This is a genomic window from Streptomyces sp. NPDC044719 (genome assembly GCF_056433405.1).
This window is the reverse complement of sequence record NZ_JBWKHE010000007.1, coordinates 169,788-195,863: the sequence shown is the minus strand read 5'-3', so window position 1 is coordinate 195,863 and position 26,076 is coordinate 169,788. Positions and strand designations below refer to the sequence as shown.

The following is a 26,076-nucleotide window of genomic DNA, read 5'->3' as shown; positions in this document are numbered from 1 at the left end:
TCCAGGTGGAGAGGGGCCCCGGCGCTCGTCGTCGGCTCCTGGGGCCCAAGTGATCGTGGAGTCTGTTGACTCACGTGATCAGATGCGCGAGCAGTTAGCTTGGTTGTACGACAGGTGAAAAATATGTGCGGAAGTTTTCACCAATACCAAACGTCACGTCGCTCCTCAGTCGAACCACCGGTCCCGCGCCAGTTCCTCCGTCCGGGAGGGGTCCTCCAGCAGTGCTGCCACCTCGAACCGCCGCGGCCACTGGCCGGCCGCCCAGGCCAGTCCCGCGGCGACGCCCTCCAGGGTGGCGGCGTGCAGGACACCGTCGTCGGTCAGCCGCCAGTCGATCTCCACGCCGTCGACGACGAGTTCCTCGTGCTCGACGTAGGAGGCCGGGGTCAGCCGGCCGAGCAGCACCCGCACCGGCTCCGGTACGTCGTGCTCGACGCCCTCGGAGGTGACCTCCCCGGTGACGGACTCGCTGAGGCGCCGCACCTGGAACAGCTCGGCCAGATCGGCGGCCCGGGAGGGGCGGACCGGCAGCAGCGGGACGCCCGAGGTGAAGGGCAGCAGGTCCGGCGAGTCGACGACCACGGCGTCGGCCGCGTCCACGACCTCCACCCGGCCGTCGACGACCGCGCGCAGCTCGTCCGGCAGGGTCACCTGCTCGGGGTCCAGCTCGGCCAGTGCGCCGTAGAGGGCGTGCAGCTGGGCGTCCGTCACCTCGCGCTCGGGCTCGGCGAGCCGGTCGAGCAGTTCGGCGGCCCCACCGGGCTCGTCCAGCAGCGCGGCCACGGACGTCCGTACGCCCAGCGCGCGCAGCACCTGCTCGTCTTCAAATCCGGTGGCGTCGGCCTCGTCGTACAGCCCGCGCAGCAGCGGGTCACCGCCGGCGGCCCGCAGACCGGCCGGGCGGCGGCCGTCGAGCACCGGGTTCCCGCGCAGCCACCACGCCGCGTACGGCCGTACGACCTCGTGCGTCCCGTCGTGCAGCAGGATCCGCACGGGCTGGACGATGGCGTCCCGGAAGGGCGGCTGCGACAGCAGGGCGAGAGCCTGGGCCCACTTGTCCTCGTCGACCAGGTCCAGGTCCCGTACGGCGATGATCTCCGTCGCGACCGGCGGGACCGGGCTGTCGGGGAAGCGGTCGAGGATGTCCTCGCACCACACGTCGACGGCGTCCAGCAGGCCCGCGTCGTCGGGCTCGGCGAAGTCGCCCTCGCGGGGCTCCAGTTCGTCCGGGTCGAGGACGACGTCGGTGGCGCGGACGAGCGCGAAGTTCACCAGGACCCCGCAGGCGGCGAGCGGCTGCTCGCCCCATCTGCCGGCCAGTTCGGCATCCACGGCGGCGAGTTCGCCCTCGCGCATCACCTGGGCGAAGGGGCCGCCGGGGAAGACGAGTTCGCAGGCGGGGGCCGGCTCCCCGTCCTCGTCGGGCAGGGCGAGGGCGCCGAGCCAGGGCTCGTCGCCGGGCTCCAGGCCGGCGTCGCGCACCAGCGCGAGCACGGTGTCGGCCAGTTCGTCGGCGTCGAGGGTGTCCTCTTCCCAGTTCACCCCGCCGTCGTCGTCCAGAGAGGCAGCGACGGCGGCCCGTACCTGCGGGGTGGTGAGCACGGCACGCGGAGTGGCGGGCAGGGCGCCGAGCTTCTCCAGGAGCGGATGGGCGGCGTCCGGGTGGGCGACCTTCAGGCCGAGCCGGGCCAGCACCTCGGGGTCGATGCGGGAGGCCTCCGCGCTGGGCAGGAGGACCTGCCGGGGGCCGATCGTCGTACGGCCGTCCGCGAGCGGCACGGGCAGCCCCGACAACCGGTCCGGATCGACCCCGGCGAGGCTGTCGTAGAGCCGCCGCCACCAGCCGGGCTCCTTCTCGAGCCCGGCCAGCCGGTCGATCGCGTCGGTCAGCGGGACGCGGGCGACGCCCAGGGTCCGCAGCTCCGCGCGCCGCTCAAGACCGCCGGGCAGCAGGGTGGGCAGCACCTCGGCGAGTACCCGGACGGTGTCCGCGCCCGCGCCCTCGACGATCTCGGCGTCACGGGGCCGCAGGGAGTCGGGCAGGTCGTCGTCGCCGTCGTGCTCCTGGGGCTCGGCGGCGGGCGGGAGAAACGCAGTGCGCGGCAGCCGCTCCAGGATCGCCTGGCGCAGGGCGCCGTCCAGCTCGCCCTTGCCGAGCGGGCCGGGCACGAGGCTGATGATCCCGGTGGTCACCGGACGCCAGTCGCCGAGGAGTTCGGCGTAGGCGTCGGCCGCGCGCTGGACGAGGAAGTCGGTCAGCGGTCCCGGGGCGGCGTGCCGGCGGGTGGAGTCCAGCGGGAACGAGGCGATGAGCAGGGCCGGGACGCCGAGCGGCTCGTCGCTCGGCGTGGGCGCGTGCACGACCGGGCTGGTGCGGGGCCGGGCCGGGCTGCCGTCGCTGTCGACGGGCACGGCCCAGGTGATGGACCACCGCGGCCGCAGCCGCTCCTCGACGGGCCGGTCGGCGAGCAGGTCGGGGGTGAGCGGGCCGTGCGCGACGGCGGTGCGCCAGTGGGTGACGCCGGCGGCGGAGTCGTCGACGACAGTGAAGGGGCCGTCGGTGCGGCGGGTGATCGTGCGCGGGCTCTCCCCGTTGACCTCCACGACGACCTCTTCGAGGCCGGGAAGGGTGAGCAGCAGCGCGTCGTCGACGGCGTGCAGCAGCCGTTCGGCGAGGTCGGCGGCGGGATCGTCGCGCAGGGGCAGGATGACGGCGGTGTCGTACGGGTCGGGGGCGGTGCCCTCGGCGGCGAACGGCAGCCGCAGCAGCGGTACGTGCCCGTCGCGCCGCCGGACCTCGTCCCCGAGTCCGGGGCTGTGCCGGGCGGTCTCGGCGGCCAGGTCCCGGGCCTCGGCGAGGGACCAGCGGACGCCGCCGTGCCGGCCGACGACGGCGGGCTCGTCGGTGACGGACAGGACGGCGGCGAAGCCGACACCGAAGCGTCCGACGGCCTGCTCCTGGCTCTCCCGCTTCGCCGACGCCCGCAGCGTGGACAGCGACTCGACACCGGCCGCGTCCAGGGGTGCCCCGGTGTTGGCGGCGATGAGAACCCCGTCCCGCAGGGTGAGCCGCAGCCGTCCCGGCACCCCGGCCCGGGCCGCGGCGTCGGCGGCGTTCTGGGCGAGCTCGACGACGAGCCGGTCCCGGTAGCCGCCGAGGACCAGGTCCTCCTCGGCGTTGGCGTCCTCGCGGAACCGGGCGGGGCTGGTGGCCCAGGCGTCCAGCACGCCGCGGCGCAGACGGGCCGTGCCGAAGGGATCGGCACCTTCGGGCGCGGGCCGCACGAACTTGCTCACGTTGACTCTCCTCATCGGCTGACGATGAAGGTACCGCCTGCGCAGCGGGACGGCCGAGGGTGTCCCGTCGTCGCCGGTTCGCGGCCGTCCGCCAGGCGATGCGCAGCCCCCCGCCAGGTGGGACGTGGTCGGCAGCGAGCTGCTGTCACACCGATCTGATCATCCGAGGGGGCATGCGCCGGCGACGCCTTCGCGCTCGCCGAGGCGAAGCTCAGGCTCGCGGAGACCGCCACCCACCGGGCCCTGCGCCCCGCCGCCCGGCGTGACACCCGCGCTCCCGGCGGCCGGGCGAGGACACGTCTACGAGTGCCCCAGTTCCTCCGTGTCCTCGTCCGCCGTCGCCTCGACCGACCCCGAGTCCGGCGCCGGGCGCAGCGGGAAGGGGTCGACCCGGGTCTCGTCGATGACCGGGGAGGGCGGCTGCGGGGGGCGGGGCATTACGGCGGCCTCGGAGTGTCCGCCGCAGCCGTAGGTGAGGGAGACCAGGCGGCCGTCGGCCGGGGAGAACTCGTTGGCGCAGACGCCGAAGGCCTGGCCGAGGGAGCCGCCGATGGGGGCGAGGAAGCCGCAGGTGACGCAGGCCGCCGGGGCCGACTGGGCCATGGGGGTCTTGGGGCCGAACGCCTCCTCCCAGCGGTCGGCCGCGGTGTACAGGCCGTAGCGGGACAGCACGCGGGCCCGGCGCATGCCGAGCTCCTCCGCCACTCCGGTGATGGAGCCGCGGGACGGGGTGACCGGGAGGAAGCCGGAGGGGGGTCCCGCGGTGACGTCCGCGTCCTCCGCCTCCACCAGGTCGGCCATCTCGTGCGACATGGGGGAATTCGGTGCCGGTTCGTCCTCGCCCGTGTAGCCGGGCTCCAGACGCAGATCCTCGGCGTCCGTGGGCAGCAGATCGCCCGGCCCCATGTCGCCGGGGCGCAGCCGCTCGCTCCACGGCACCCACTCGGGCGCGAGCACCGCGTCCGGGCCGGGCAGCAGCGCCGCCTCGTCCACCGTGACGATCTTCGCCCGGGACGCCCGGGCCACCGTCACGGCCCAGCGCCAGCCCCGGTACCCCAGCTCCCGGCACTCGAAGAAATGCGTGACAACGCGGTCCCCCTCGGAGACCGTCCCCACGTGCTCGCCGACGATCCCTGGCGCCGCGGCCTCCTCGGCTGCGGCACGCGCGAGGTCGACGGCCTCGGCGCACAGACGGTCAGGGGTGCGGCTTCGCGTTGTCGCTGCGCTCACAGGTATCGCTTCTCTCCATACGCCGTCTCACGAGTGCGCCACTCCCAGCGCGGGGGCGGACGGAGCGGACCGGGGGACCGCGTCGACGTCCTTCATCCATTTTGCGGGATGGCTGAGATACGCACGCTACCCTTCCGCCCCACTTCGCGTACACCGACGGTGCCATGACCCGGCGACCGGACAGTCACACGACAGTCACCCCACAGGCCCTATACAACCGGTAATGGCACTACCCACAGCCTTCTCGGGGCACTATGACGTCGTGGCAGCCGCGAAGACGCCCGTCAAGGGAAGCAGCCGACTGAGCGGACCGGGCCGGGTGAGCGGCTCCCTCCGCGCGGTCGGCCGTGCCCTGCACTTCCCGGTGACCGGGACCGCCCGCGGCATTCGCAAGGCCACCCACGCCCACGGCGCCGGCGAGTCCGGCCTCGGCAAGCTGATCGAGCTGCACGGCGTGAACGGCGCCGGCGATGTCATGGTCACCGTCGCCCTCGCCTCGACGGTCTTTTTCTCCGTCCCCACCGACGAGGCCCGCGGCCGCGTCGCGCTGTACCTCGCCATCACCATGGCGCCCTTCACCCTGCTCGCACCGGTGATCGGCCCCCTCCTCGACCGCATCCCGCACGGCCGCCGGGCGGCCATGGCCGGGGCGATGCTGGCCCGGGCGCTGCTCGCGATCGTCCTGTCCGGGGCCGTCGTCACGGGCGGTATCGAGCTGTACCCGGCGGCCCTCGGCGTCCTCGTCTCCTCGAAGGCGTACGGGGTGGTCAGAAGCGCCGTCGTGCCCCGGCTGCTGCCGCCCCGCTTCTCCCTGGTGAAGGCCAATTCGCGCGTCACCCTCGGCGGGCTCCTGGCCACCGGCATCGCCGCCCCGATCGGCGCCGGGCTCCAGCAGATCGGGCCGCGCTGGCCGCTCTACGGCGCCTTCGTGCTCTTCGTGGCGGGGACGATCCTGTCGTTCACGCTGCCGCCCAAGGTCGACTCCGCCAAGGGCGAGGACACCGCGCTGCTGGCCGCGGACGAACAGCATCTGCACGGCCCGCACCGCCGGCCCGTCAAACGCCCCGGGCTGCGCACGGTCGGCCCGGCCGTCACCCACGCGCTGGCCGCCAACGCCTCCATCCGCTGCCTCACCGGCTTCCTGATCTTCTTCCTGGCCTTCCTGCTCCGCGAGCACCCGGTCTCGGGCCAGAGCGCCGCCGTGTCCCTGGGGATCGTGGGCGTCTCGGCGGGCGCGGGCAACGCGCTCGGTACGGCGGTCGGGGCGTGGCTCCGCTCCCGGGCACCGGAGATCATCATCGTGACGGTGGTGGCGTGTGTGCTGGGCGTGGCGATCACGGCCTCGGTGTTCTTCAGCGCGGTCCTGGTGGCCTGCCTGGCCGCGATGGCCGGCTTCGCACAGGCCCTGGCCAAGCTGTCCCTGGACGCGCTGATCCAGCGGGACGTGCCCGAGCTGGTCCGGACCTCGGCCTTCGCCCGCTCCGAGACCCTGCTGCAGATGGCCTGGGTGCTGGGCGGGGCGATCGGCATCGCGCTGCCGCTCAACGGCACGGTCGGGCTGGCGGTGGGCGCGGCGATCATCGGCACCGGGTGGCTGACGACCGCACGGGGGCTGATCGCCTCGGCCCGGCGCGGCGGTGCGACGCGGCCGCGCGTGGCGTAGCCGTACGGGCACGCCGTACCCCGCGTGGGCACTCCCGGTCGTGTGCCCGATAACCTTCGCCCATGAACACGTTGCAATCCGTAGTGCGACGCCGCCGCGCCGTCGCTGTCGCCGGTGTCGTATCCGCCGGACTGCTCGTCCTGTCGGCCTGTGACAAGCCGACGCCGATGGCCACGGTCACCGTGGGCAGCGACTCGGTGAACTCCGAGGCCACCTGTGGCGGCGAGGGCGACGCCCTGAAGCCCGCCGACCTCACGCAGTGCCTGAAGGACAAGGGCATCAAGTCCATCTCGGTGGACCCGGACGAGACCGTGCGCTTTGGTGTCGACCCGGAGATCGCCGACAAGGGCTGGACGATCCTGATGAACGGTCAGCCGTTGACCGACAACAGCACGAAGACGTACCGCACCATCCCGGGCAGCGTGTTCTTCAACGCCCAGTACGGCGCGCAGGGCGACTCGACGCTGGTGTCCATCAAGGAGGGCGAGAAGGACACGTCCGGGCTCTGGAACTTCAAGCTCAAGAAGGACGCCTGATCGCTGCCGCTGGGCTGGGCCGGGTCCTTGTGGCCACCGCTGTTCCTGTGGAGCGGGACGCGGTGGCTGAGGCCTTCGGGGCCCACGGCGGCAGCGGTGTCGTCGTCGATGTGATCGACGCCGGTGTGGGGCCCGCCCTCGCCGCCGCCTCCGTCGCGTCCGCTCTCACCGCCGCCTCCCTCCAGGGCACCCCCTACGACCTGGTCGTCTCCGCCGGGATCGGTGGCGGTTTCCAGCCGGAGGCACCCGTGGGGTCGCTCGTCGTCGCCGATGAGATCGTCGCGGCCGATCTGGGGGCAGAGACGCCCGACGGGTTCGTGCCGGTCACCGAGCTCGGCTTCGGGACCGTACGCCACCAGCCGCCCGGGGAGCTCGTACGGCGGGTCGCCGGCGCCGCCGGGGCCCGTACCGGGGCCGTGCTCACCGTGTCCACCGTGACCGGGACGGCCACCAGGGCCGGCGCGCTGCGCGAGCGGCACCCCACCGCTCTCGCCGAGGCCATGGAGGGCTTCGGTGTCGCCGAGGCCGCAGGGGCGCACGGGGTGCCCGTGCTGGAGATCCGGGCGATCTCCAATCCCGTCGGGCCGCGTGACCGCGCCGCCTGGCGCATCGGGGACGCCCTGGCGGCTTTGACCGAGGGTTTCGGGAAGCTCGTGCCCGTACTGGAGAGTTGGAACCGGCATGACCAGTGACCAGTTGCAGATCGCGTACTCCCCCTGCCCGAACGACACCTTCGTCTTCGACGCCCTGGCCCACGGCCGCGTCCCCGGCGCCCCCGCCCTCGACGTGACCTTCGCGGACATCGACGTCACCAACGGCATGGCCGAGCGCGGCGAGTTCGACGTACTGAAGGTGTCGTACGCCGTGCTGCCGTACGTCCTCGACGAGTACGCGCTGCTGCCCTGCGGGGGTGCCCTGGGGCGCGGCTGCGGGCCGCTGGTGCTGACGCGGGAGGCGGATGTCGATCTCGCCGGGCGCACCGTCGCCGTGCCCAGCGAGAAGTCCACGGCCTATCTGCTGTTCCGGCTGTGGGCCGCCGACACCCTCGACGACGGGGTCGGCGAGATCGTCGTCATGCCGTTCCACGAGATCATGCCGGCCGTCCGGGACGGGAAGGTCGACGCGGGACTCGTGATCCACGAGGCGCGCTTCACGTACGGCGGCTACGGCCTGCACAAGCTCGCCGACATGGGCGAGCACTGGGAGCACACCACCGGGCTGCCGATCCCGCTGGGCGCGATCATCGCCAAGCGGTCGCTGGGCGAGCAGAAGCTACGGCTGCTCGCCGACTCCATCCGGACGTCCGTGCGCGCCGCCTGGGACGACCCCGAGGTGTCCCGCCCGTACGTCATGGAACACGCCCAGGAGATGGACCCGGCCGTCGCCGACCAGCACATCGGGCTGTACGTCAACGAGTTCACGGCCGGTCTCGGAGAGGACGGCTACGCGGCGGTACGCGGACTGCTGACACGCGCGGCGGCCGAGGGACTCGTACCGCCCCTCGGCCCGAACGCGCTGCGATTTCCCTGAGGACGCCTGAGAGTCTCAGACGTCCAGCTGGTCGGCGACCGCCCGCAGCAGTCCGGCGATCTTCTTGCCGGAGGTCCGCTCGGGATAGCGGCCCCGCTCCAGCATCGGGGTGATGTTCTCCAGCAGGGTCGTGAGGTCCTGGACGATCGAGGCGAGTTCGTCCGGCTTCTTGCGCGTCGCGGCGGCGACCGAGGGGGTCGGGTCCAGAATCGTCAGGGACAGTGCCTGGTCGCCGCGCTGTCCGGCGACCACGCCGAACTCCACTCGCTGACCGGGCTTGAGCGTCTCGACTCCGGCGGGGAGGACCGAGGAATGGACGAAGACGTCACCGCCGTCGTCGCGGGAGAGAAAGCCGAAGCCCTTCTCGCTGTTGAACCACTTGACCTTGCCGGTAGGCACGTCTGTCCTCGTCCTCGTACTCGTCGGAAAACTGCTTCTGGAAACGGCTCTTGATAGCACTCGGGCGGGCCGCACGGACCCGCCGGTACCAAGGCTAATGCTCTTCAGGCCGGTGACAAGACGTCACCGGGTTGTTCCTTCGGGCTGGGAACTACCCTGGTCCGGTGCCTGACAAAACCCAAACGAATTCCGCCGCGCCCGGTGACCGTCTGGTCCGTGCCGGTGCCATCGTCTTCTTCATCGGTGCCGTGGCCACACTGGTCACGGTCGCCCCGCTGTTCCTCGGGACGACGCCCTTTCCGACGTACATGTTCGGATTGAGCATGCTCATGGCGGTCGGATTCCTGATGGCCGGCGCGGGAGTACTGCGTTCCGTGGCGGCCGGCCGCCGTCAGGCGCGCGCAGGGCGGTAGCCGACAAGCCACCCGGGGAATTCGGTCAGGTCGCCGAGGACGACGTCCGCGCCCGCCGCGCGCAGCTCCTCCGGGGGGCAGGGGCCGGTGGCCACCGCGACGGACAGCGCGCCGGCCGCCCGGGCGCCGCGTACGTCTCCGACGTGGTCGCCGACGTAGACGGCCGCGTCGTGCTCGCGCAGCGCCTCCGCCTTCTGTTCGGCCCACAGATCGCCGATCACCGCGTCGGGCTCGATGCCGAGGTGGGCGAGGTGCAGCTTGGCGTTGGGCTCGTACTTGGCGGTGACGACTATCGCGCGCCCGCCGGCCTCCCGTACGGCCGCGATGGCCTCACCGGCGCCGGTCATCGCCGGGGTCGCGGCGATGGCGATCGACGGGTACATCTCCCGGTACAGATCGGCCACGTCCCCGACCTCCTCGGCCGGGAACCAGTTGATCAGCTCCTCGGCCAGCGGCGGCCCGAGCCGCGTGACCGCCAGATCGGCGTCGACGTACGTGCCCGTCCGCTCGGACAGCGCCTGGTAGCAGGCGCGGATGCCGGGGCGGGAGTCGATGAGGGTCATGTCCAGGTCGAAACCGACGGTGAGTGCCATATGGGCCATTGTGCCCAGGGCGGATGGCCGGCAGGCGTCCCGGGGGTGCCCGGGATGTGGGCTACCTCTGCCGCTGGGAGCGCCACACCAGGAACAACGCCGACGCCACCGCCGCGCCCCGCACCACCCAGGGCCAGGTCTCGGAGACCGCGTCGTTCATGTGGCCCTCGGCGATGGGAGTGCCCCAGCGGCCGTTCATCCTGCCCCAGAGCCACACCAGGCCCGACGTGACGGCGAGCCCGGGCAGGACCATGACGGCCCACTTCGTCTCCGCCTGGGTCAGACGGCGCGAGGCGTAGGCGATGAGCCAGCCGAGGAGGAGCACGAACCAGTTGCCGAGCACGGCGCCCGCGACGAGCAGCCCCGCGGCGGCGAGGAGCAGCGGGTTGCTCCAGCTCCCGGAGGGCAGCGAGGGGAGGCGGCGGCGACGGGTGCCGGTCCCGGCTGCTTCCTCGACGGCCTCGAGGGCCGGCTCGGCTTCCTCCTCCGCCGCCGGCTTCTCCCTCGCCGGCTTCCTCGGCTGCGGCGGCTTCAGCAGGTCCGGCAGTTCCACGCCGCCGACGAAGCCCGGCACCTCCTCGCCCGCACCGAACGGGCTGCTGTCCACCCGCCACCAGTCGGGCTGGACGACGCTGTCCCCGAGCTCGTGCCCGGCGGCCAGGTGCGGCGGGGCCGGGCCTTCGGAAGGCGCCGGGTGCGGCTCTTCGGCGGGCCGGGCCGGGCGGGGCCGCGGGACGACGCGCCGCAGCACCCCCTTCGCGCGCTCCTCCGGCTCGGCGTCGCGCTGCACCGGGACGGGAGGGGGAACGGGGGCGGCGCTCCGCGGCGCACCGCCGGTGCCTTCCGCTGCCGCCGCCACGACCTCGTCGGGGCTGCCCAGGCGGGTCAGGATGCGGCGGACGGCGGCGGGCGAGTCGACGGTGGCCTTCGCGCGGCTCCGGTCGATCTCGCCCCGCAGGTCGGCGACCAGGCGCATCCGGGTGGCCGACGGCAGCTGCCGCTGCTGGGCCACGTCGCCGACGCGGCTCAGATACTCGTAAACGACCTGGTCGCTCTCAATCCCCACGAAGTCCCCTCCGGGGCGGGTGCGTTGGCTGACGCCGTCGGACGACGGTATCGCGAGTACCGGCGGGTCGGCCAAAAGGCCCGTCCCGCGATCGGGGCCGAGGTGGCGCGCAGTCGGCCCGGCCGCCGGAGGCGACCCGCTACCGTTGGCCGGATGAGCACCGAGGACAGGCCTCCGGCCCCCCGCTCCCTCGCGGAAGCGCTCCGCGCGCGGGGCGATGCCGCGCTGGGCGCGCTTCTGCGCAGCCGCCCGGATCTCATCACGCCCGTGCCGACCGACCTCACGCAGCTCGCGACCCGGGCCGGCACCCGTGCCTCGGTCGTGCGCGCCCTGGAGCGGCTGGACCGGTTCGCGCTGCAGACGGCGGAGGCGCTGGCCGTGGCGGCGGACCCGGCGGCCTACGACGAACTGCTCGGGCTCATGGCCGGGGACGACGCCGACCCGGCCGTCGTCGCCGCCCTGCCGCACGCCCTGGACGTCCTGCGCGAGCAGGCGCTGGTCTGGGGCGGGGACGACCGGCTGCGGCTGGTCCGTACGGCGCGTGAACTGCTGGCACCCGCGCCGCAGCACCCCTCGCCGACCGGTCTCGGCCCCACCGTCCAGGAGGCCACCGCCGGGATGTCCCCGGGGCGGATCCAGGAGATCGTCACGGCCGCCGGGCTGGCCTCGACCCATGACTCGGTCTCCGCGGTGACCGCCCTCACCGGCCTGTTCACGGACCGGGCCCGCATGACGGCGTTGCTCGCCGACGCCCCGGCCGACTCCCTGGACGTGCTGGAACGCCTGGTGTGGGGGCCGCCGTACGGGCAGGTCACCCCGGACCCGGCGGCGCGGCTGCGCTGGCTGCTGGACCGGGGGCTGCTGCTGCCGACGGCGCCGGGGACGGTCGTCCTGCCGCGCGAGGTCGCCCTGCACCTGCGGCGGGGTCTTGCGCACCGGACGCCGGAGCCTGTGCCGCCGGTGGTCGAGGCCGCCGCCGTACATCGTCCACAGGTTGTGGACAGTACGGCGGCCGGACAGGCGTACACCGCGCTGGCGACCGTCGAGGAGCTGCTGAAGGACTGGGACGAGGGCGGGCCCGCGGTGCTGCGGGCCGGCGGGCTGAGCGTGCGCGACCTGAAGCGGACCGCCGTCGCCCTCGACGTGCCCGAGCCGGTCGCCGCGTTCTGGGTGGAACTGGCCTACGCAGCGGGCCTGATCGCCTCGGACGGGGAGGCCGACGAGCGGTACGCGGCGACCCCGGCCTACGACGAGTGGCTGGAGGCGCCCGCCGCCGAGCGCTGGTCGCGACTGGCCACGGCATGGCTCGCGGCCACGAGGACGGCCGGTCTCGTGGGCGGGCGGGACGCGAAGGACCGTACGTTGTCGGCGCTCGGGCCGGGCCTGGACCGCTCGGCGGCGCCCGAGGTACGGCACCGGGTGCTGGCGCTGCTGGCCGGGCTCCCGGAGGGGGCCGCGCCGGACGCCGAGTCGGTGCTCGCCCGGCTGCGCTGGGAGCGCCCCCTGCGCGGCGCCCGGCTCGAGGACGACCCGCGTGCCCGCCTCGCCCAGTGGGCGTTGTCCGAGGCGGAGCTGCTGGGCGTCACCGGCCGGGGCGCCCTGTCGGCCCATGGCCGGGCCCTGCTGGGACCGGCGGCGGCCGTGAAGCACCCTGAGGCGGAGCCCTCCGGACCGGCCGGACCGGCAGGTCCGGGAGACAAGCTCCCCGTCCATCACCACCACCATCGCCCCGCCCCGGTCGCGCCCCTCTCCCCCGCCGAACAGGCCGTCGCCTCCGCCGCCGCGGCCCGGCTCCTCACGCCCCAGCTGCCCGAGCCGCTGGACCACATCCTGCTCCAGGCCGACCTGACGGCGGTGGCACCCGGGCCCCTGCGGCGCCCGCTCGCGGACATGCTCGGGGTGCTGGCGGACGTCGAGTCCAAGGGCGGTGCCACCGTCTACCGGTTCACGCCCGGCTCGGTGCGGCGCGCGCTGGACGCCGGGCAGGCCGCCTCCGACCTGCACGCCTTCCTCGCCGCCCACTCCCGCACGCCGGTGCCGCAGCCGCTCGCCTACCTGATCGACGACGTGGCCCGCCGGCACGGCCAGCTGCGCGTCGGCGCGGCCTCGGCGTATGTGCGCTGCGACGACGACGCGGTGCTGGGCGAGATCCTGGCCGACAAGCGGGCCGCGGGCCTGGGCCTGCGCCGGCTCGCCCCGACCGTGCTGGCCGCGCAGGCCGACCCCGCCGGGCTCCTCGAAGGGCTGCGGTCGATGGGGTTCGCGCCGGCCGCCGAGTCCGCCGAGGGCGATGTGCTGATCACCCGCGCCCTCGCCCACCGCACCCCGCCCCGTACGGCGCCCGAGCCGGTGCCGGACGGCCCGCCGGTCCCCGACGACGTCCTCCTCGCGGCGGCGCTGCGCGCCATCCGGGCCGGCGACCTCGCCTCCACCACCCCGCGCAAGCCCGGCGCCGCTCCGGCGGTCAACGGCGAGCTGCCCCGCACCGGTTCCGCCGAGACCCTCGCCACCATGCAGGCCGCCGTCCTGACCGGCGAGGCCCTGTGGATCGGCTACGTCAACGCCGAGGGCACCGCCAGCCAGCGGGTCATCGCTCCCATCCGCGTCGAGGGCGGCTTCGTCACGGCGTACGACCACACGGCGGACGAGGTCCGTACCTATCCGCTGCACCGGATCACCGGGGTCGCGGAGCTGGCGGACGACTCCGGCTGACCCCTCCCGGGCAGGGGCGCTTCTCACCCGTTCGGGTGCACGCCGCCGTTCATGCACGCCACGCCGGGGATGTCCCACCCTTGGGCGACCTTGCCGGGCGTGCCGCATCACGCGCTGTGCCCGGGGGCAGCCACCGGGTGTTCCTGTGAGCACCGTCGAAAGGAAGTCCCCAGCATGCGCGCTGTCCGTCGAGTCACCGCCGTCCTGGCCACCGCCGCCCTGATGATGTTCGGTGGTCTCGCCACCCCGGCCGCGGCGGTGGGCATCGATGTCGCCGGCCTTGTCATCGAGACGCCGCAGATCTGATCCGCCTCCGCGCACCCGTCGGGGCCGGCCCCGCGATCCGGGCCGGCCCGCGGTGCGGTGTCCCTCACCGCTCAGCTCGTGAAAGGCCCTGCCGCCATGCGTGAAAAGCTTCCCGCCGTCGTACTCTCCGCCGCCGCCCTCGTGGCCGTGCTCGCGCCCTCGGCCGCGGCGGCCCCGCCCGCGCTGCCGCTGCCCATCCCGGCAGCCCACGCCGAATCCCTGGTGGGCGAAGGTGTCTCCGTCGAGGGCCCGCTGGTCAACACCATCAGTCTGTCCAGGCCGCGGTAGCCCGGCGCGTCCGGTAACTGTCGCCCTCCAGGCGCACCACCTCGGCGTGATGGGCGAGGCGGTCCACCATCGCGGGTGCGGAGGCACCGAAGACCTCGTCCCAGCGGCCGAGCGCGCGGTCGCTGGTCACGATCAGCGAGCCACGCTCGTAGCGGTGCGCGACCAGCTGGAAGAACAGGGCGGCGGTGGCCCCGTCGAAGGGCGTGTAGCCGATCTCGTCGACGATCAAGAGGGGGTGTTCGTCGAGGGCGGCCAGCTCCGCGTCGAGCCGGCCGGCGGCCCGGGCGTCGGACAGCCGGGCGGCCCACTCGGCGGCGGTCGCGAACAGCACCCGGTGCCCGGCCTGGCAGGCCCGCACGCCCAAGGCGACCGCCAGGTGCGTCTTGCCGGTGCCGGTCGGGCCGACGAAGACCACGTTGCGCCGGGCGGCGACGAAGTCGGCCTTGCCGAGCCGCGCCACGGTCTCCCGGTCGAAGCCCCGGGGGTGCTGCTGGTCGAAGTCCTCCAGCAGCTTGCGGGCCGGGAAGCCGGCCGCGCGGATCCGGGCCTCGGCGTCGGCGTCCTGTTCCGGCACGGTCACCGGCTCCGGCTCCGGCTCCGGCTCCGGCTGCCGGGGCGAGGGCAGCGTGACCGCCAGGGTCTCCTGGCCCGGCTGCGGGAACACGGCCTGCGGGTGCCCGGCCGGCGCACGGTCGGCGTGTCCGCGATCAGCGTGGCCGCGATCGACGTGGCCGCGATCGACGTGGCCGCGGTCGCTCTGCGCGGCCATCGGGCCCGACATGTACGCGAGGATCGCCGCCGAGGCGATGAACGCCATGTGGATCACCGTCCCCCACAGCAGGGCGTGGTGGGAGGTGTGGTGGACGTCCACGAACATCTGGAGCAGATGCACGGAGGAGATGCCCACGATCGCGGTGGCGAGCTTGACCTTCAGTACGTTGGAGTTGACGTGCGAGAGCCATTCCGGCTGGTCGCGGTGGCCCTGGAGGCCGATGCGCGAGACGAAGGTCTCGTAGCCGCCGACGATCACCATGATCAGCAGATTGGCGATCATGACGACGTCGACGAGCTTGAGCACGGCGAGCATCACGTACGTCTCGGTGGCGTGCCCGCTCACGCACATGAGGATTAAGGTCCAGAGTTCCTTGAAGAACTTGTAGACGTAGACGCCCTGCGCGGCCACCAGCCCGAAGTACAGCGGGGCCTGGAGCCAGCGGGTGGCGAACAGGGCGTATCCGAGCGTGGTCGTCGGCGTATTCTGCACGGTTCGCCATTCTTCGGGGACACCGTGGAAAAACTGAATTCACACCACACGTTGGGATGAAAAGGCATTCTGTAGGACCGGCGTCGTTCCAGCAGCGCAGATCACACCCTCGGGCGGCATCGATCAGGCACACTGGACGTTTGGCCGCAGAAAGGGTGCCGCGTGTGAATGGTCCGCTGATCGTCCAGTCCGACAAGACCCTGCTCCTGGAAGTCGACCACGAGCGGGCCGATGACTGCCGTCGTGTCATCGCCCCCTTCGCGGAGCTGGAGCGGGCGCCCGAGCACATCCACACCTACCGGGTGACCCCGCTCGGCCTGTGGAACGCGCGCGCGGCGGGCCATGACGCCGAGCAGGTCGTGGACGCGCTGGTGGAGTACAGCCGCTACCCGGTGCCGCACGCGCTGCTCGTCGACATCGCCGAGACGATGGACCGCTACGGCCGGCTCACCCTGTCCAAGCACCCGGCGCACGGCCTGGTCCTGACGACCACCGACCGGCCGGTGCTGGAGGAGATCCTGCGGTCGAAGCGGATCACGCCGCTGGTCGGCGCGCGGATCGACCCGGACACCGTCGCCGTGCACCCCTCCGAGCGCGGGCAGATCAAGCAGACCCTGCTGAAGCTGGGCTGGCCGGCCGAGGACCTCGCCGGGTACGTCGACGGCGAGGCGCACCCGATCGAGCTGGCCGAGGACGGCTGGGCGCTCCGGCCGTACCAGAAGCAGGCCGTCGAGAACTTCTGGCACGGCGGGTCGGGCGTCGTCGTCCTGCCCTGTGGTGCCGGGAAGACGCTGGTCGGGGCCGGTTCGATGGCGCAGGCGAAGTCGACGACGCTGATCCTCGTCACGAACACGGTCTCCGCGCGGCAGTGGAAGCACGAGCTGGTGAAGCGGACGTCGCTCACCGAGGACGAGATCGGCGAGTACAGCGGGACGAAGAAGGAGATCCGGCCCGTCACGATCGCCACGTACCAGGTGCTGACGACCAAGCGGAAGGGCGTCTATCCGCACCTGGAGCTGTTCGACTCGCGGGACTGGGGCCTGGTCGTCTACGACGAGGTGCATCTGCTGCCGGCGCCGGTCTTCAAGTTCACGGCGGATCTGCAGGCGCGGCGGCGGCTCGGCCTGACGGCCACCCTGGTCCGTGAGGACGGCCGCGAGTCGGACGTGTTCTCCCTGATCGGGCCCAAGCGGTTCGACGCTCCGTGGAAGGAGATCGAGGCGCAGGGCTACATCGCGCCCGCCGACTGCGTCGAGGTCCGGGTCAATCTGACGGACTCCGAGCGGCTCGCGTACGCCACGGCCGAGACCGAGGAGAAGTACCGCTTCTGCGCCACGACGGCGACCAAGCGGAAGGTCACGGAGGCGATCGTCCGCCGCTTCGCCGGGCAGCAGATCCTGGTGATCGGCCAGTACATCGACCAGCTCGACGAGCTGGGTGAGCACCTCGGGGCGCCCGTGATCAAGGGCGAGACGTCGAACGCGCAGCGCGAGAAGCTCTTCGACGCCTTCCGCGAGGGCGAGATCAGCGTGCTGGTGGTCTCCAAGGTCGCGAACTTCTCGATCGACCTGCCGGAGGCGACGGTCGCGATCCAGGTGTCGGGCACCTTCGGCTCCCGCCAGGAGGAGGCCCAGCGCCTCGGCCGAGTGCTGCGCCCCAAGTCGGACGGCCACCAGGCCCACTTCTACTCCGTGGTCGCCCGGGACACCATCGACCAGGACTTCGCGGCCCACCGTCAGCGCTTCCTGGCGGAGCAGGGGTACGCGTACCGGATCGTGGACGCGGACGAACTGCTCGCCGAGAGCTGAGAACGGCGGTCCGCCGGCTCACTTGTGGCGGACCACGCCGACCTCCTCGCCGTACTGTCCGAGGATGATCACGTCGAAGGCGGCGCCCGCGAAGACCTTGACGGCACGCAGGGCGTCGCCGAGGCGGTGGCGGTGGCTGCCGGTCACGGCGGTGGCACCCGGCGGCCGGCCCGGTGCGGGGGCAGGAGAGAGGGTTGCTGCGCTCATGTCTCCATGGTGCGGTTTCGCCCGTAAAGCCCGCGTCGGTCTCGGGGCCGAACCTGCGTACTCCGCTCGTACGCCTGCGGACCGACTCCTGCCCCTCAGGAAGGAGGGCCTCGTCCCCTAGGGGATGAGAAACAGGGGCGGGAAAAACCGTTGGCGGTCGCCTCCCCCGCTCCTCTAGGATCTCCGCTCTTGCCCGCCTCCCTCACGGAGCGCAGCCGACCGGACGGAAACCGGCCGGCATCTCACCGCCATCTCTTCAGCAGGTCCTCCGGAGGCACCCCCTTGTCCACGCCCGTCGACGACCCGCTCTCCCGTGAGCGCTCCCACCTCACCGCGTCCCGTTCCGCGCTGCGTGCCATGCGCGAGGACGTCGAGGCCCTCGACATCACCGACGTCACCGCGAACTGGGTCAACGCCGAGGTGCTGGCCCACCAGATCGGGGAGCGCATCAAGGCCCTGGCCGACCTCAGCGACACCCCGCTGTTCTTCGGCCGGCTCGACTATCTGCACACCCCGGGCGCCGAGCAGGCCGAAGGGGCGGACGGGGAGCGCTTCTACATCGGGCGGCGGCATGTACACGACGCCGACGGCGACCCGATGGTGATCGACTGGCGCGCACCGGTCTCGCAGCCGTTCTACCGGGCCACCAAGAAGGACCCGCAGGACATCGCGCTGCGCCGCCGCTTCGGCTACACGGGCGGCGACCTCACGGCGTACGAGGACGAGCACCTCTCGGACCCGGCCGAGGCGGCGAAGACCAGCAGACTGCTCCAGCAGGAGATCGAGCGTCCGCGTGTCGGCCCGATGCGGGACATCGTCGCGACGATCCAGCCCGAGCAGGACGAGATCGTGCGCTCCGGGCTCTCCGGCTCGGTGTGCGTGCAGGGCGGCCCGGGCACCGGGAAGACCGCCGTCGGCCTGCACCGGGTCGCCTACCTCCTCTACGCCCATCGCGAGCGCCTCGCCCGCACCGGCACCCTGGTCATCGGACCCAACCGGTCCTTCCTGCACTACATCGAGCAGGTCCTGCCCGCGCTGGGCGAGTTGTCCGTCCAGCAGGCCACCGTCGAGGACCTGGTGGCGCACGTCGAGATCAGGGGGACGGACGAGGCGACGGCCGCCGTCGTCAAGGGCGACGCCCGCATGGCGCGGGTACTGCGCAGGGCCCTCTACGCACACGTCACCCTGCCCACCGAGCCGGTCGTGGTCGTACGCGGCTCCCGCCGGTGGCGTGTCGCGCAGTACGAACTGGAGGACATCGTCCGCGAGTTGCTCGCCCGCGACATCCGCTACGGTGCCGCCCGCGAGGCCCTGCCGCAGCGCATCGCGCACGCCGTGCTGGTGCAGATGGAGCGCTCGGGCGAGGCGCCGGACGACCGGGTGCAGGACGCGGTGGCCCGCAACAGCGCGGTCAAGGCGGCCGTGAAGACGGTGTGGCCCGCCGTCGATCCGGCGAAGCTGGTGCTGCGCCTGCTGTCGGACGCGGACTTCCTCGCCGAACACGCGGCGGGGATCCTCGACGAGGAGGAGCAGAAGGCGATCCTGTGGGCGCGACCGGCGCGCAGCGTCAAGTCGGCCAAGTGGGCAGCGGCCGACGCCGTCCTCATCGACGAGGCCACCGACCTGATCCAGCGCACGCACTCCCTCGGGCATGTCGTCCTCGACGAGGCGCAGGACCTCTCCCCCATGCAGTACCGGGCGGTCGGCCGCCGCTGCACCACCGGCAGCGCGACCGTCCTCGGCGACCTGGCGCAGGGCACCACGCCCTGGGCGACCCGCGACTGGCAGGAGGCGCTGACCCACCTGGGCAAACAGGACGCGGTGGTGGAGGAGCTGACGGCGGGTTTCCGCGTGCCGACGGACGTCATCACCTACGCCTCCCGGCTGCTGCCGCACATCGCCCCGGGTCTCACCCCGGTCGTGTCGATCCGCGAGAACCCGGGGCACTTCGAGGTCCGGGCGGCCCCCGCGACCGCCGACGTGGTCGAGGCCTGCCGCGAACTGCTGCGCAACGAGGGCTCGACGGGCCTGATCGCGGCGGACGCCCGGATCCCGGAACTGGCACGGGCCCTGACGGAGGTCGGGATCCCCTACCTCGGCCCGGGTGAGGAGACGACCAGGGAGACCCGCCTGACCCTGGTCCCGGCCTCGCTCGCGAAGGGTCTGGAGTACGACTACGTCGTCCTGGACGAACCGCGGGCCGTGGTCGACGGCGAGCCGGACGAACGGACGGGGCTGCGGCGCCTGTACGTGGCGCTGACGCGAGCGGTGTCGGGTCTGATCGTCACGCACGCGGCGCCGCTGCCACCACAACTGGCGTGACCGCTCAGGTCGCGACGTAGCCCCCGTCGGCGGCGAGCACCGCGCCGGTGATGTAACTGGCCTTGTCGGAGGCCAGGAACACCACGGCCTCGGCGATCTCCTCGGGCTCGCCGGCGCGGGTGAGCGGGGTGTTCCGGCTGAACTCCTCGAACATCTCGCCCACCGTCTCGACGGCCATGTCGGTGCGGATCGGTCCGGGCGCCACGGAGTTGACGCGGACGCCCGCCGCGCCGAACTCGACGGCCCATGACCGGGTCAGCGCGTCCATCGCGGCCTTGGAGGCGTTGTAGACGGAGCCGACCGGGGTGCCGACCTGCCCGGCGACCGACGAGACGTTGACGATCGCACCCTTCTTCCTGGCGACCATGGCCGGCACGAGCGCGGCCGTCAGGAAGTAGGTCGCACGGACATTGACGTCGAACACCTGCTGGTAGCTGTCGAGCGGCTGCTCGAGGGTCGTCGAGAACGGGAAGATGCCCGCGTTGTTCACGAGCACGTCCACGTCGCCGACCTCCTCGGCGAGCCGCCGGACGTCGTCGAGGTTGGCGACGTCCGCGACGACGAAGTGGCCCGTGCCGCCCGCCCGCTCGATCAGCTCGACGGTCTCCTTGCCGAGTTCGGCCCTGCGCCCGGTCACGTAGACGGTGGCTCCCGCCTCCGCGAGCTTGACCGCGATCGCGCGGCCGATGCCCGATGTGGCGCCGGTGACGAGTGCCTTCTTGTCCTGAAGTTCCTTGGTTGTCATGTCTGCCAACTTGGCCGCGCCAGATCGTCAGCGCATAATTTCCGCATATACGGCCTGGTCAGGCCGCGCCGGGCCGCGCGAGGAAGCCGCCGCGCGCAGCCCGAAGCAGAGGCGCACGAACCGCGGCAGCCGATAGCGGCCGAGTACGAGCGGCTCGATCAGGTGCACGCCCACGAGCGACTCCAGCACCAGCTCGATCTCGCCGGCGTCCACCCCGGACATCTCGGCCGCCTTCTGACTGTCGATCACCTCGGCGTCCTGGCGCGCGAGGCACCTGAGCAGGTGCCGTTCCGGATCGCTCAGCTGCTTCTCGGCCGCGATCAACGGGGCCATCATCGCGGCGCAGTCGGACGGGATCACGTCGCTGAGCCTGCTGTCCCGCTCCATCTGCCGCAAGGCCATCTCGATCGTCCAGTGAGGACGCGCGCTGAGCTTGCCGCCGATCACCCTGATCGGGTGCGGCAGTCGCGAAAGGCGTTCCAGCAGCACCTCGGCCTGCTCGGGTTCCGCGTCCGCGCGTGCCGGGCCCAAGGCCTTGCGCAGGAACTCCCGCGACTCTCGCTCGGTCAGCCCGGCGATCTTCAGCCAGGTCACCCCCGGCAGCTCGTGCAACCGGCGGACACTCGTGAGGATCATCGCCGAGCCGGGCGTGGCGAGATCGCGCACGGCCGCCGCGTCCTGCACGTCGTCGACCACGATCAGGAACCGCTTGCCGCGCGCCTTCTCCCGCCACAGCGCGGCCTTGTCGCCGACGGGGTTCTCCACGCCGACCGCGCGCAACAGCTCGCCCGCGACGTCCCTGCCCCTGACGAAGATCTGCCCGTCGGGGAAGCGTCCTTTGACGAGGTGGCCGATCCGGGTGGCCAGGGCGGTCTTGCCGCTGCCCCGCATACCGGTAATGCCCACGGTGCCCGGCAACGTTCTCAGAGCTTGCGCGATCTCCTCGGTGCGGCCGGTGAAGTCGATCAGGTCCGGCACCAGCTGCTCCGGCCTGCGCGGCAGGGTGAGGTCGCCGTTGAGGATCTGCGCGTGGACCTCGCGCAGCTCCGGCCCTGGTTCGAGGCCGAACTCCTCGATGAGGAGTGCGCGCGCCTGGTGGAAGTGGTCGAGCGCTTCGCCCTGCCTGCCCTCCAGGTAGAGCGCCCGCATCAGCAGGGCGCGCGGTCGTTCCCTGAGCGGGAAGGCGGCGACGTGTTTCTGCAGCTCCAGCACGTCGAGCTCGCGTTCGAGCCAGTCCTCCCGCGCCTTGATCCGGTGGTTGGCGAGCCGCACCCGCTGCGCGTCGAAGTAGGCACTCCGGAGGCCTTCCAAGGGTTCGCCGCGGCAGTCGTCGACGATCTCCGCGCGGACCGTGTACCCGCCGTCCCTCGACTTCAGGTTCAGCTCCGGAAGCGTCTTGCGGATCTTGTACACGTACGTCCGCAGTGCCATCACCGCGCTCGGCGTCGGGTCGTCCCAGACCATGCCGATCAACTGGTCGTTGCTCAGCCGGATGCCGTTGTTCAGCAGCAACGCCGCCAGCACTGCCCGCTGCTGACGCGGCCCCAGTTCGACCTCCTCTTCGTCGCGCCAGGCTCGTACCGGACCCATCAGTGAGAAGCGCAGGCTCATGCAACGGCACAACGCACGGGCACATGCCCTGCTTCCCCGTATCTCCCGAACGCTCGGCAGACACGGCCGGTCGACCGGGCTCGGTGAACGGGTCCGACGTCCGGGGTCACGCGGGGGTCATGCGGGGACGGCGTCCAGGGCGGTCCGCCACCGCGCGACGGCCTCCGCCGACACCGGCGCCTCCCAGCCCTCGGGCCGGGCCGCTCCGCCGATGTGGAAGCCGTCGACCCCGGCCGCCAGCAGCGTCGGGACATGGTCGAGCCGCAGCCCGCCGCCCACCAGCAGGTGCTGCTCGTACCCCGGCTCTCCTCGGCGGGCCGCCTCCGCGAGGAGCACGGGGAGTCCGTCGTCGACCCCGTCGGCCGATCCGGCGGTGAGGTACGTGTCGAGCCCGGGCATCCCGTCCAGCTGCTTGCGCAGGGCGTCCCGGTCGGCGGCCCGGTCGATCGCCCGGTGGAAGGTCCAGGGGCAGCCGTCCAGCACCGCGACGACCCGCTCCACCGCCGCCAGGTCCACGCCGCCGTCCGCGTCGAGGAACCCGAGCACGAACTCCTCGGCCCCGGCCTCCCGCAGCTCGCCCGCCACCCGGACCAGCCGGCCGGCGTCCCCCGCCGCGAAACCGTCCGCGAGCCGGAGCATCACCCGCAGCGAGAGGTCGACGGCCCGGCGGATCCCGGCGACGGTCCCGGCCGACGGGGTGAGCCCGTCGGCCGCCATGTCGGTGACCAGCTCGAGGCGGTCCGCGCCTCCCGCCTGGGCGGCGACCGCGTCCTCGACGCCGAGGGCGATCACCTCCAGGACTGCACGCTTGCTCATGGGGCCCCTTCGTCGGCATGGAATCGGCGTTCGGACGTCTGACGGCCACGACAGGTCTAGTCCAATCACAGCCTACGCTGCCCAGTTCCGCCCCCGCCCAAGCACCCGGGAGGCAGGCCTCACCCGAAGATGTTCAGCTCCTTCGCCTCCACCCCGGCCAGCTCGTACGCCGCCTCGCCGACCGGCCGCCCCGCGTACAGCCGTACGAGGGTCGGACCGTCCCCGATGAAACGCCCCGGGGGCCGCTCCCCGTCGCTCCCGCCCAGCCGCAGCGGCTCGTCCAGGTCGTCGAGGTCGGCGTGCAGCGGCACGTGCCCCCGCTCGTGGGTGAGCCGGGCGAGCAGCGCGAGCGCGTCCGGCAGCCCGGCCCCGCCGTACGCCCCCGGCTCCCCGAGGGCCTCGCGCACGTCCCCGGCGTGCACCCACTCCCCGAGCGCGAGAGCGTCCAGCTTCCCGCCCGCCTCGGCGATGCGGGGCCCGGCCTCGCTCATCCCCCGCTCCAGCTCGTCGACGACCCGGCCGTTGCTCCAGCCCTCGCGTTCGGCGATGTCCCGGTCGTTCGACTCGGGCGAGAACACGCCCTCCTCGAACCGGCCCTCCGCCACCCGCGTCAGGGCGGACGAGCAGTGCGCCAGCACGTCCCGCACCGTCCAGCCCGGACACGCGGCCACGGGTCGTGCGAAGTCCTCCTCGGCCCTGCCCCGCAGCAGCGGGATCAGCGCGTCACGTTCGATCGTGAGCAGCCGCCCGGGCTGCTCGGGGTCCCGTACGTCGTGCAGATCAGCAGGAGTCGTCATGCAACCCACGCTAGATCCCACCCCCGGGTCAGCGGGAGAATGACCCCATGGCCGATCCCGACGCCCTGCGCACCCGCTTCGCCCGCGCCCTGGAAGGAGCCCGTGGCCCGGCCGGCGGTCCCGACCCGGCACCGTACGCCGACAACCTGCTCACCCGCTGGCAGGAGCCCCAGCGCCGCTATCACACGGTCGCGCACCTCACGGCGGTCCTCGATCACATCGACGTACTGGAGCGGTACGCGCACGACCCGGACGTGGTGCGGCTGGCCGCCTGGTTCCACGACGCGGTCTACCTGCCCGACCGCTCCGAGAACGAGGAACGCTCCGCCCGCCTGGCCGAACGCGCCCTCGCGGAGGCCGGTGCCCCCGCCGCCAAGACCGCCGAGGTGGCCCGCCTGGTCCGCCTCACCGTCACCCACGACCCCGCCGACGACGACCTCGACGGCCAGGTCCTGTGCGACGCCGATCTGGCGATCCTCGCCTCGCCCCCGTCGGCGTACGCGGCCTACACCACGGCCGTCCGCGAGGAGTACCACTTCGTCCCGAACGACGCCTTCCGCACGGGCCGCGCCACGATCCTCCGCCAACTCCTCGCCCTGCCGAGGCTGTTCAGAACCCCCCACGGAACGAAGGAGTGGGAGGCGACGGCCCGCTACAACCTCACCGCCGAGCTGGAAATGCTGTCGCTCTCCCCCCGCCCTTCCTCGTAACCTCCCCAGCATGTGGACAACGGGCGCGGAGCAGGTGGAGCAGGCCGTCGAGGAGTGTGCGGTGCTGCTGGGGGGAGTCACCGGCCGGGACTGGGAGGGGACACCGGCCGGGCGGGTGACGTGGAGCTGCCGGGAGACGGCCGTGCACATCGCCGAGGATCTCATCGCGTACGCGGGGCAGTTGGCGGGGCGGGAGCCCGAGGGGTACACGCCGTTCGAGATCTCGCTGGAGGAGGGGACGGACAACGCGGGCGCGGTGCAAGTGATCAGGACGACGGGCGCCCTGTTCGCCGCCGCGATCCGGACGACGCCGAGGCAGGTGCGGGCCTTCCATCCGTATCCGTTCCGCAGCGCGAACCGTGAGGGGTTCGCGGCGATGGGCGTGGCCGAGGTGCTGCTGCACACGCACGACATCGCCGAGGGACTGGGCGTGGCGTACGAGGCGGACTCCGGGCTGTGCGACTTCGTCCTCAAGCGGATCTTTCCCCATGTCCAGCCCGGACCGACCCCCTGGCAGACCCTGTTGTGGGCCACCGGACGGGGTGAGCTGCCGGGGCGGGCGCCCGTCACCGAGTGGCGGTGGAACAACAACCTGGTGATCGGCACGGAACGGCTCTCCCTCGAGGGCGTCACCCCCGCGGTGGCCAACGACCTTGCCACGGTCGGTGACGGCGGCTGCTTCGAGTGGCTCGGAGGGAGCCCCGCCGAGGGCACCCGGGTCGGCGCCGGGCTGGTGTTCAAGCAGTACGAGGACGGGGTCCACCTGCCGGAGTGGGGCATGTACGTGCTGGTCCGCCGCGAGGACGACCAGGCGCTCGGCGCCATGGGGTTCCACGCCGTTCCCGACGAGGCGGGGCGGGTCGAGATCGGCTACGACCTGGTCGAAGCGGCCCGTGGGCACGGCTACGCCACCGAGGCCCTGCGCGCGCTGTCGGCGTGGGCCCTGGCCCGGGACGAGGTACGGACCGTGGTCGCCAACGTCGAGCGGGGCAACACGCCCTCGCGGAACGTCCTCACCCGCGCCGGATTCACGGCCGTCGCGGAGGACACCGACCAGGTGCGCTACGAGCTGGGTGAACCCGGCGAGCGGTAGAGGCCCTTGGGCCGCCGCAGCCCCGCCCCGTGCAGCAGCCGCACCACCTCGCGGCTGCTGACCTCCACGGCCCCGGCGCCCACCGCGTCCGCGTACCGCTGGGCGGGGATGTCGTAGTGGTCGCGTTCGAAGGCCCGCCGGGGCACGCCGAGGCGCTCGGCGAAAGTGTGCAGTTCGTCGAAGGAGACGTCGCTGATCAGGTGGGACCACATGCGGCCGTGCCCTGGCCAGGCCGGCGGGTCGATGTAGATCGTCACCAGCGCCTCACTCGGACGCCGCCGGGCCGATGGCCTCGCTGAGCGACCCCACCGCCGCGACCTTCACGCCCGCCTCGCCGCACACCCACTGCGGGTCGGGCCCCAGCACCGGTTCCACGTCCAGCGCGTGCGGGTCACCGGTGCCGCACACCGGGCACAACGGCCAGCGGCCGTACCGCTCCAGCAGGGCGTCCTGGACGTCCTGCGCGACCAGACCGGCCACGTACGGCGCGCCCTCCGGCCACTGCTCGACCCACCACCGCCGCTGCGTGACGGACTCCTCGACCAGGGACACGACGTCCGCCTCGGCGACACGTCCCGCGACGAGGTCGGCCAGTACCAGGGCACGCGCGGCGTGCAGCGTCTGCTCCAAGGGGGTGATGGGCTCCATGCCCCCCATTGTGCGCACTCTT

General features: G+C 72.8%; 25 protein-coding genes. 12 read left to right on the top strand and 13 right to left on the bottom strand.

From position 1 onward, the window contains the following. Positions 1-165: 165 nt before the first annotated feature. The gene (locus AC07DF_RS27550; protein ID WP_478976798.1) at positions 166-3,297 is read right to left on the bottom strand and encodes a sacsin N-terminal ATP-binding-like domain-containing protein; all 3,132 of its coding nucleotides are present in this window, start codon (positions 3,295-3,297) and stop codon (positions 166-168) included. 300 nt (positions 3,298-3,597) lie between these two features. After that, entirely contained in the window at positions 3,598-4,527 is a 930-nt protein-coding gene (locus AC07DF_RS27545; protein ID WP_478976795.1) for a DUF3027 domain-containing protein, read from the bottom strand. 262 nt (positions 4,528-4,789) lie between these two features. On the opposite strand from AC07DF_RS27545, the gene AC07DF_RS27540 reads away from it, so the two are divergent. From AC07DF_RS27540 to AC07DF_RS27525, 4 genes are all read left to right on the top strand, one after another. Continuing rightward, the gene (locus AC07DF_RS27540; RefSeq protein WP_478977919.1) at positions 4,790-6,190 is read left to right on the top strand and encodes an MFS transporter; all 1,401 of its coding nucleotides are present in this window, start codon (positions 4,790-4,792) and stop codon (positions 6,188-6,190) included. Between the two features lie 62 nt (positions 6,191-6,252). Continuing rightward, on the top strand, positions 6,253-6,726 hold the full coding sequence (locus tag AC07DF_RS27535; protein ID WP_478976792.1) for a DUF2771 domain-containing protein: 474 nt from the start codon (positions 6,253-6,255) through the stop codon (positions 6,724-6,726). Beyond that, positions 6,696-7,418: a futalosine hydrolase gene (locus tag AC07DF_RS27530; protein WP_478977916.1), complete on the top strand. Its 723-nt coding sequence runs from the start codon at positions 6,696-6,698 to the stop codon at positions 7,416-7,418. Before AC07DF_RS27535 ends, AC07DF_RS27530 begins: the two co-directional genes overlap by 31 nt. Continuing rightward, a complete protein-coding gene (locus AC07DF_RS27525; protein WP_478976789.1) occupies positions 7,408-8,256 on the top strand; it encodes a 1,4-dihydroxy-6-naphthoate synthase in 849 nt (282 codons plus the stop codon). The genes AC07DF_RS27530 and AC07DF_RS27525 overlap by 11 nt, the downstream gene beginning before the upstream one ends. Before the next feature lie 15 nt (positions 8,257-8,271). Here the strand turns inward: AC07DF_RS27525 and AC07DF_RS27520 are convergent, their stop codons facing one another. After that, positions 8,272-8,655: a cold-shock protein gene (locus AC07DF_RS27520; RefSeq protein ID WP_189729237.1), complete on the bottom strand. Its 384-nt coding sequence runs from the start codon at positions 8,653-8,655 to the stop codon at positions 8,272-8,274. 164 nt (positions 8,656-8,819) lie between these two features. Between AC07DF_RS27520 and AC07DF_RS27515 the strand changes: the two genes are divergently transcribed. Continuing rightward, positions 8,820-9,068 carry a hypothetical protein gene (locus tag AC07DF_RS27515; RefSeq protein WP_184599437.1) on the top strand — a complete coding sequence of 83 codons (249 nt, stop codon included), beginning with the start codon at positions 8,820-8,822 and terminating at the stop codon, positions 9,066-9,068. Here AC07DF_RS27515 and AC07DF_RS27510 read toward each other — a convergent pair. Together AC07DF_RS27510 and AC07DF_RS27505 are read right to left on the bottom strand one after the other, a co-directional pair. Next, positions 9,047-9,670, bottom strand: coding sequence for an HAD family hydrolase (locus AC07DF_RS27510; protein WP_478976784.1), 624 nt, complete (start codon positions 9,668-9,670; stop codon positions 9,047-9,049). The two genes, AC07DF_RS27515 and AC07DF_RS27510, sit on opposite strands and share 22 nt — an antisense overlap. Positions 9,671-9,722: 52 nt before the next feature. Beyond that, the gene (locus tag AC07DF_RS27505; protein WP_478976781.1) at positions 9,723-10,727 is read right to left on the bottom strand and encodes a hypothetical protein; all 1,005 of its coding nucleotides are present in this window, start codon (positions 10,725-10,727) and stop codon (positions 9,723-9,725) included. 153 nt (positions 10,728-10,880) lie between these two features. Between AC07DF_RS27505 and AC07DF_RS27500 the strand changes: the two genes are divergently transcribed. The 3 genes from AC07DF_RS27500 to AC07DF_RS27490 all read left to right on the top strand — a co-directional run bounded on the left by AC07DF_RS27500 (position 10,881) and on the right by AC07DF_RS27490 (position 14,033). Next, positions 10,881-13,439 carry a helicase-associated domain-containing protein gene (locus tag AC07DF_RS27500; protein WP_478976778.1) on the top strand — a complete coding sequence of 853 codons (2,559 nt, stop codon included), beginning with the start codon at positions 10,881-10,883 and terminating at the stop codon, positions 13,437-13,439. A 174-nt stretch (positions 13,440-13,613) separates the two neighbouring features. Continuing rightward, positions 13,614-13,745, top strand: a complete 132-nt coding sequence (locus AC07DF_RS27495; RefSeq protein ID WP_311126344.1) for a hypothetical protein — start codon at positions 13,614-13,616, stop codon at positions 13,743-13,745. Between the two features lie 96 nt (positions 13,746-13,841). Further along, positions 13,842-14,033, top strand: coding sequence for a hypothetical protein (locus AC07DF_RS27490; RefSeq protein WP_478976774.1), 192 nt, complete (start codon positions 13,842-13,844; stop codon positions 14,031-14,033). On the opposite strand, the gene istB is transcribed toward AC07DF_RS27490, so the two are convergent. Further along, the gene (gene istB / locus AC07DF_RS27485; protein WP_478976771.1) at positions 14,011-15,297 is read right to left on the bottom strand and encodes an IS21-like element helper ATPase IstB; all 1,287 of its coding nucleotides are present in this window, start codon (positions 15,295-15,297) and stop codon (positions 14,011-14,013) included. The genes AC07DF_RS27490 and istB overlap by 23 nt on opposite strands. Positions 15,298-15,461: 164 nt before the next feature. Between istB and AC07DF_RS27480 the strand changes: the two genes are divergently transcribed. Continuing rightward, on the top strand, positions 15,462-17,105 hold the full coding sequence (locus tag AC07DF_RS27480; protein WP_478976768.1) for a DNA repair helicase XPB: 1,644 nt from the start codon (positions 15,462-15,464) through the stop codon (positions 17,103-17,105). 18 nt (positions 17,106-17,123) lie between these two features. Here the strand turns inward: AC07DF_RS27480 and AC07DF_RS27475 are convergent, their stop codons facing one another. Then, the gene (locus AC07DF_RS27475) at positions 17,124-17,312 is read right to left on the bottom strand and encodes a hypothetical protein (RefSeq protein ID WP_454357958.1); all 189 of its coding nucleotides are present in this window, start codon (positions 17,310-17,312) and stop codon (positions 17,124-17,126) included. A 282-nt stretch (positions 17,313-17,594) separates the two neighbouring features. On the opposite strand from AC07DF_RS27475, the gene AC07DF_RS27470 reads away from it, so the two are divergent. Further along, entirely contained in the window at positions 17,595-19,634 is a 2,040-nt protein-coding gene (locus AC07DF_RS27470; protein ID WP_478976764.1) for a HelD family protein, read from the top strand. A 4-nt stretch (positions 19,635-19,638) separates the two neighbouring features. Here the strand turns inward: AC07DF_RS27470 and AC07DF_RS27465 are convergent, their stop codons facing one another. From AC07DF_RS27465 to AC07DF_RS27450, 4 genes are all read right to left on the bottom strand, one after another. Next, positions 19,639-20,379 carry an SDR family NAD(P)-dependent oxidoreductase gene (locus AC07DF_RS27465; protein WP_478976761.1) on the bottom strand — a complete coding sequence of 247 codons (741 nt, stop codon included), beginning with the start codon at positions 20,377-20,379 and terminating at the stop codon, positions 19,639-19,641. A 27-nt stretch (positions 20,380-20,406) separates the two neighbouring features. Further along, positions 20,407-21,969, bottom strand: coding sequence for an AfsR/SARP family transcriptional regulator (locus tag AC07DF_RS27460; RefSeq protein ID WP_478976757.1), 1,563 nt, complete (start codon positions 21,967-21,969; stop codon positions 20,407-20,409). A 138-nt stretch (positions 21,970-22,107) separates the two neighbouring features. Next, a complete protein-coding gene (locus tag AC07DF_RS27455) occupies positions 22,108-22,806 on the bottom strand; it encodes a copper homeostasis protein CutC (protein ID WP_478976754.1) in 699 nt (232 codons plus the stop codon). Positions 22,807-22,925: 119 nt separating this feature from the next. Further along, positions 22,926-23,603, bottom strand: coding sequence for a maleylpyruvate isomerase family mycothiol-dependent enzyme (locus AC07DF_RS27450; RefSeq protein ID WP_478976751.1), 678 nt, complete (start codon positions 23,601-23,603; stop codon positions 22,926-22,928). Positions 23,604-23,650: 47 nt separating this feature from the next. Here AC07DF_RS27450 and AC07DF_RS27445 point away from each other — a divergent pair, with 47 nt between their 5' ends. Then, the gene (locus AC07DF_RS27445; RefSeq protein WP_478976748.1) at positions 23,651-24,313 is read left to right on the top strand and encodes an HD domain-containing protein; all 663 of its coding nucleotides are present in this window, start codon (positions 23,651-23,653) and stop codon (positions 24,311-24,313) included. Between the two features lie 34 nt (positions 24,314-24,347). Next, positions 24,348-25,406 (top strand): GNAT family N-acetyltransferase, encoded by a 1,059-nt coding sequence (locus AC07DF_RS27440; protein WP_478977913.1) that lies wholly within the window; start codon positions 24,348-24,350, stop codon positions 25,404-25,406. On the opposite strand, the gene AC07DF_RS27435 is transcribed toward AC07DF_RS27440, so the two are convergent. Beyond that, entirely contained in the window at positions 25,376-25,663 is a 288-nt protein-coding gene (locus AC07DF_RS27435) for a DUF4031 domain-containing protein (RefSeq protein ID WP_478976745.1), read from the bottom strand. The genes AC07DF_RS27440 and AC07DF_RS27435 overlap by 31 nt on opposite strands. 7 nt (positions 25,664-25,670) lie before the next feature. Continuing rightward, positions 25,671-26,054 (bottom strand): hypothetical protein, encoded by a 384-nt coding sequence (locus AC07DF_RS27430; RefSeq protein ID WP_478976742.1) that lies wholly within the window; start codon positions 26,052-26,054, stop codon positions 25,671-25,673. Positions 26,055-26,076: the final 22 nt, after the last annotated feature.

Coding starts and splice junctions, on each gene's coding strand:
- AC07DF_RS27535 (WP_478976792.1), top strand. CDS start 6,253: ATGAACACGTTGCAATCCGTAGTGCGACGCCGCCGCGCCGTCGCTGTC.
- AC07DF_RS27525 (WP_478976789.1), top strand. CDS start 7,408: ATGACCAGTGACCAGTTGCAGATCGCGTACTCCCCCTGCCCGAACGAC.
- AC07DF_RS27510 (WP_478976784.1), bottom strand. CDS start 9,670: ATGGCCCATATGGCACTCACCGTCGGTTTCGACCTGGACATGACCCTC.
- AC07DF_RS27500 (WP_478976778.1), top strand. CDS start 10,881: ATGAGCACCGAGGACAGGCCTCCGGCCCCCCGCTCCCTCGCGGAAGCG.
- AC07DF_RS27495 (WP_311126344.1), top strand. CDS start 13,614: ATGCGCGCTGTCCGTCGAGTCACCGCCGTCCTGGCCACCGCCGCCCTG.
- AC07DF_RS27490 (WP_478976774.1), top strand. CDS start 13,842: ATGCGTGAAAAGCTTCCCGCCGTCGTACTCTCCGCCGCCGCCCTCGTG.
- AC07DF_RS27475 (WP_454357958.1), bottom strand. CDS start 17,312: ATGAGCGCAGCAACCCTCTCTCCTGCCCCCGCACCGGGCCGGCCGCCG.
- AC07DF_RS27465 (WP_478976761.1), bottom strand. CDS start 20,379: ATGACAACCAAGGAACTTCAGGACAAGAAGGCACTCGTCACCGGCGCC.
- AC07DF_RS27460 (WP_478976757.1), bottom strand. CDS start 21,969: ATGGGTCCGGTACGAGCCTGGCGCGACGAAGAGGAGGTCGAACTGGGG.
- AC07DF_RS27455 (WP_478976754.1), bottom strand. CDS start 22,806: ATGAGCAAGCGTGCAGTCCTGGAGGTGATCGCCCTCGGCGTCGAGGAC.
- AC07DF_RS27450 (WP_478976751.1), bottom strand. CDS start 23,603: ATGACGACTCCTGCTGATCTGCACGACGTACGGGACCCCGAGCAGCCC.
- AC07DF_RS27445 (WP_478976748.1), top strand. CDS start 23,651: ATGGCCGATCCCGACGCCCTGCGCACCCGCTTCGCCCGCGCCCTGGAA.
- AC07DF_RS27430 (WP_478976742.1), bottom strand. CDS start 26,054: ATGGAGCCCATCACCCCCTTGGAGCAGACGCTGCACGCCGCGCGTGCC.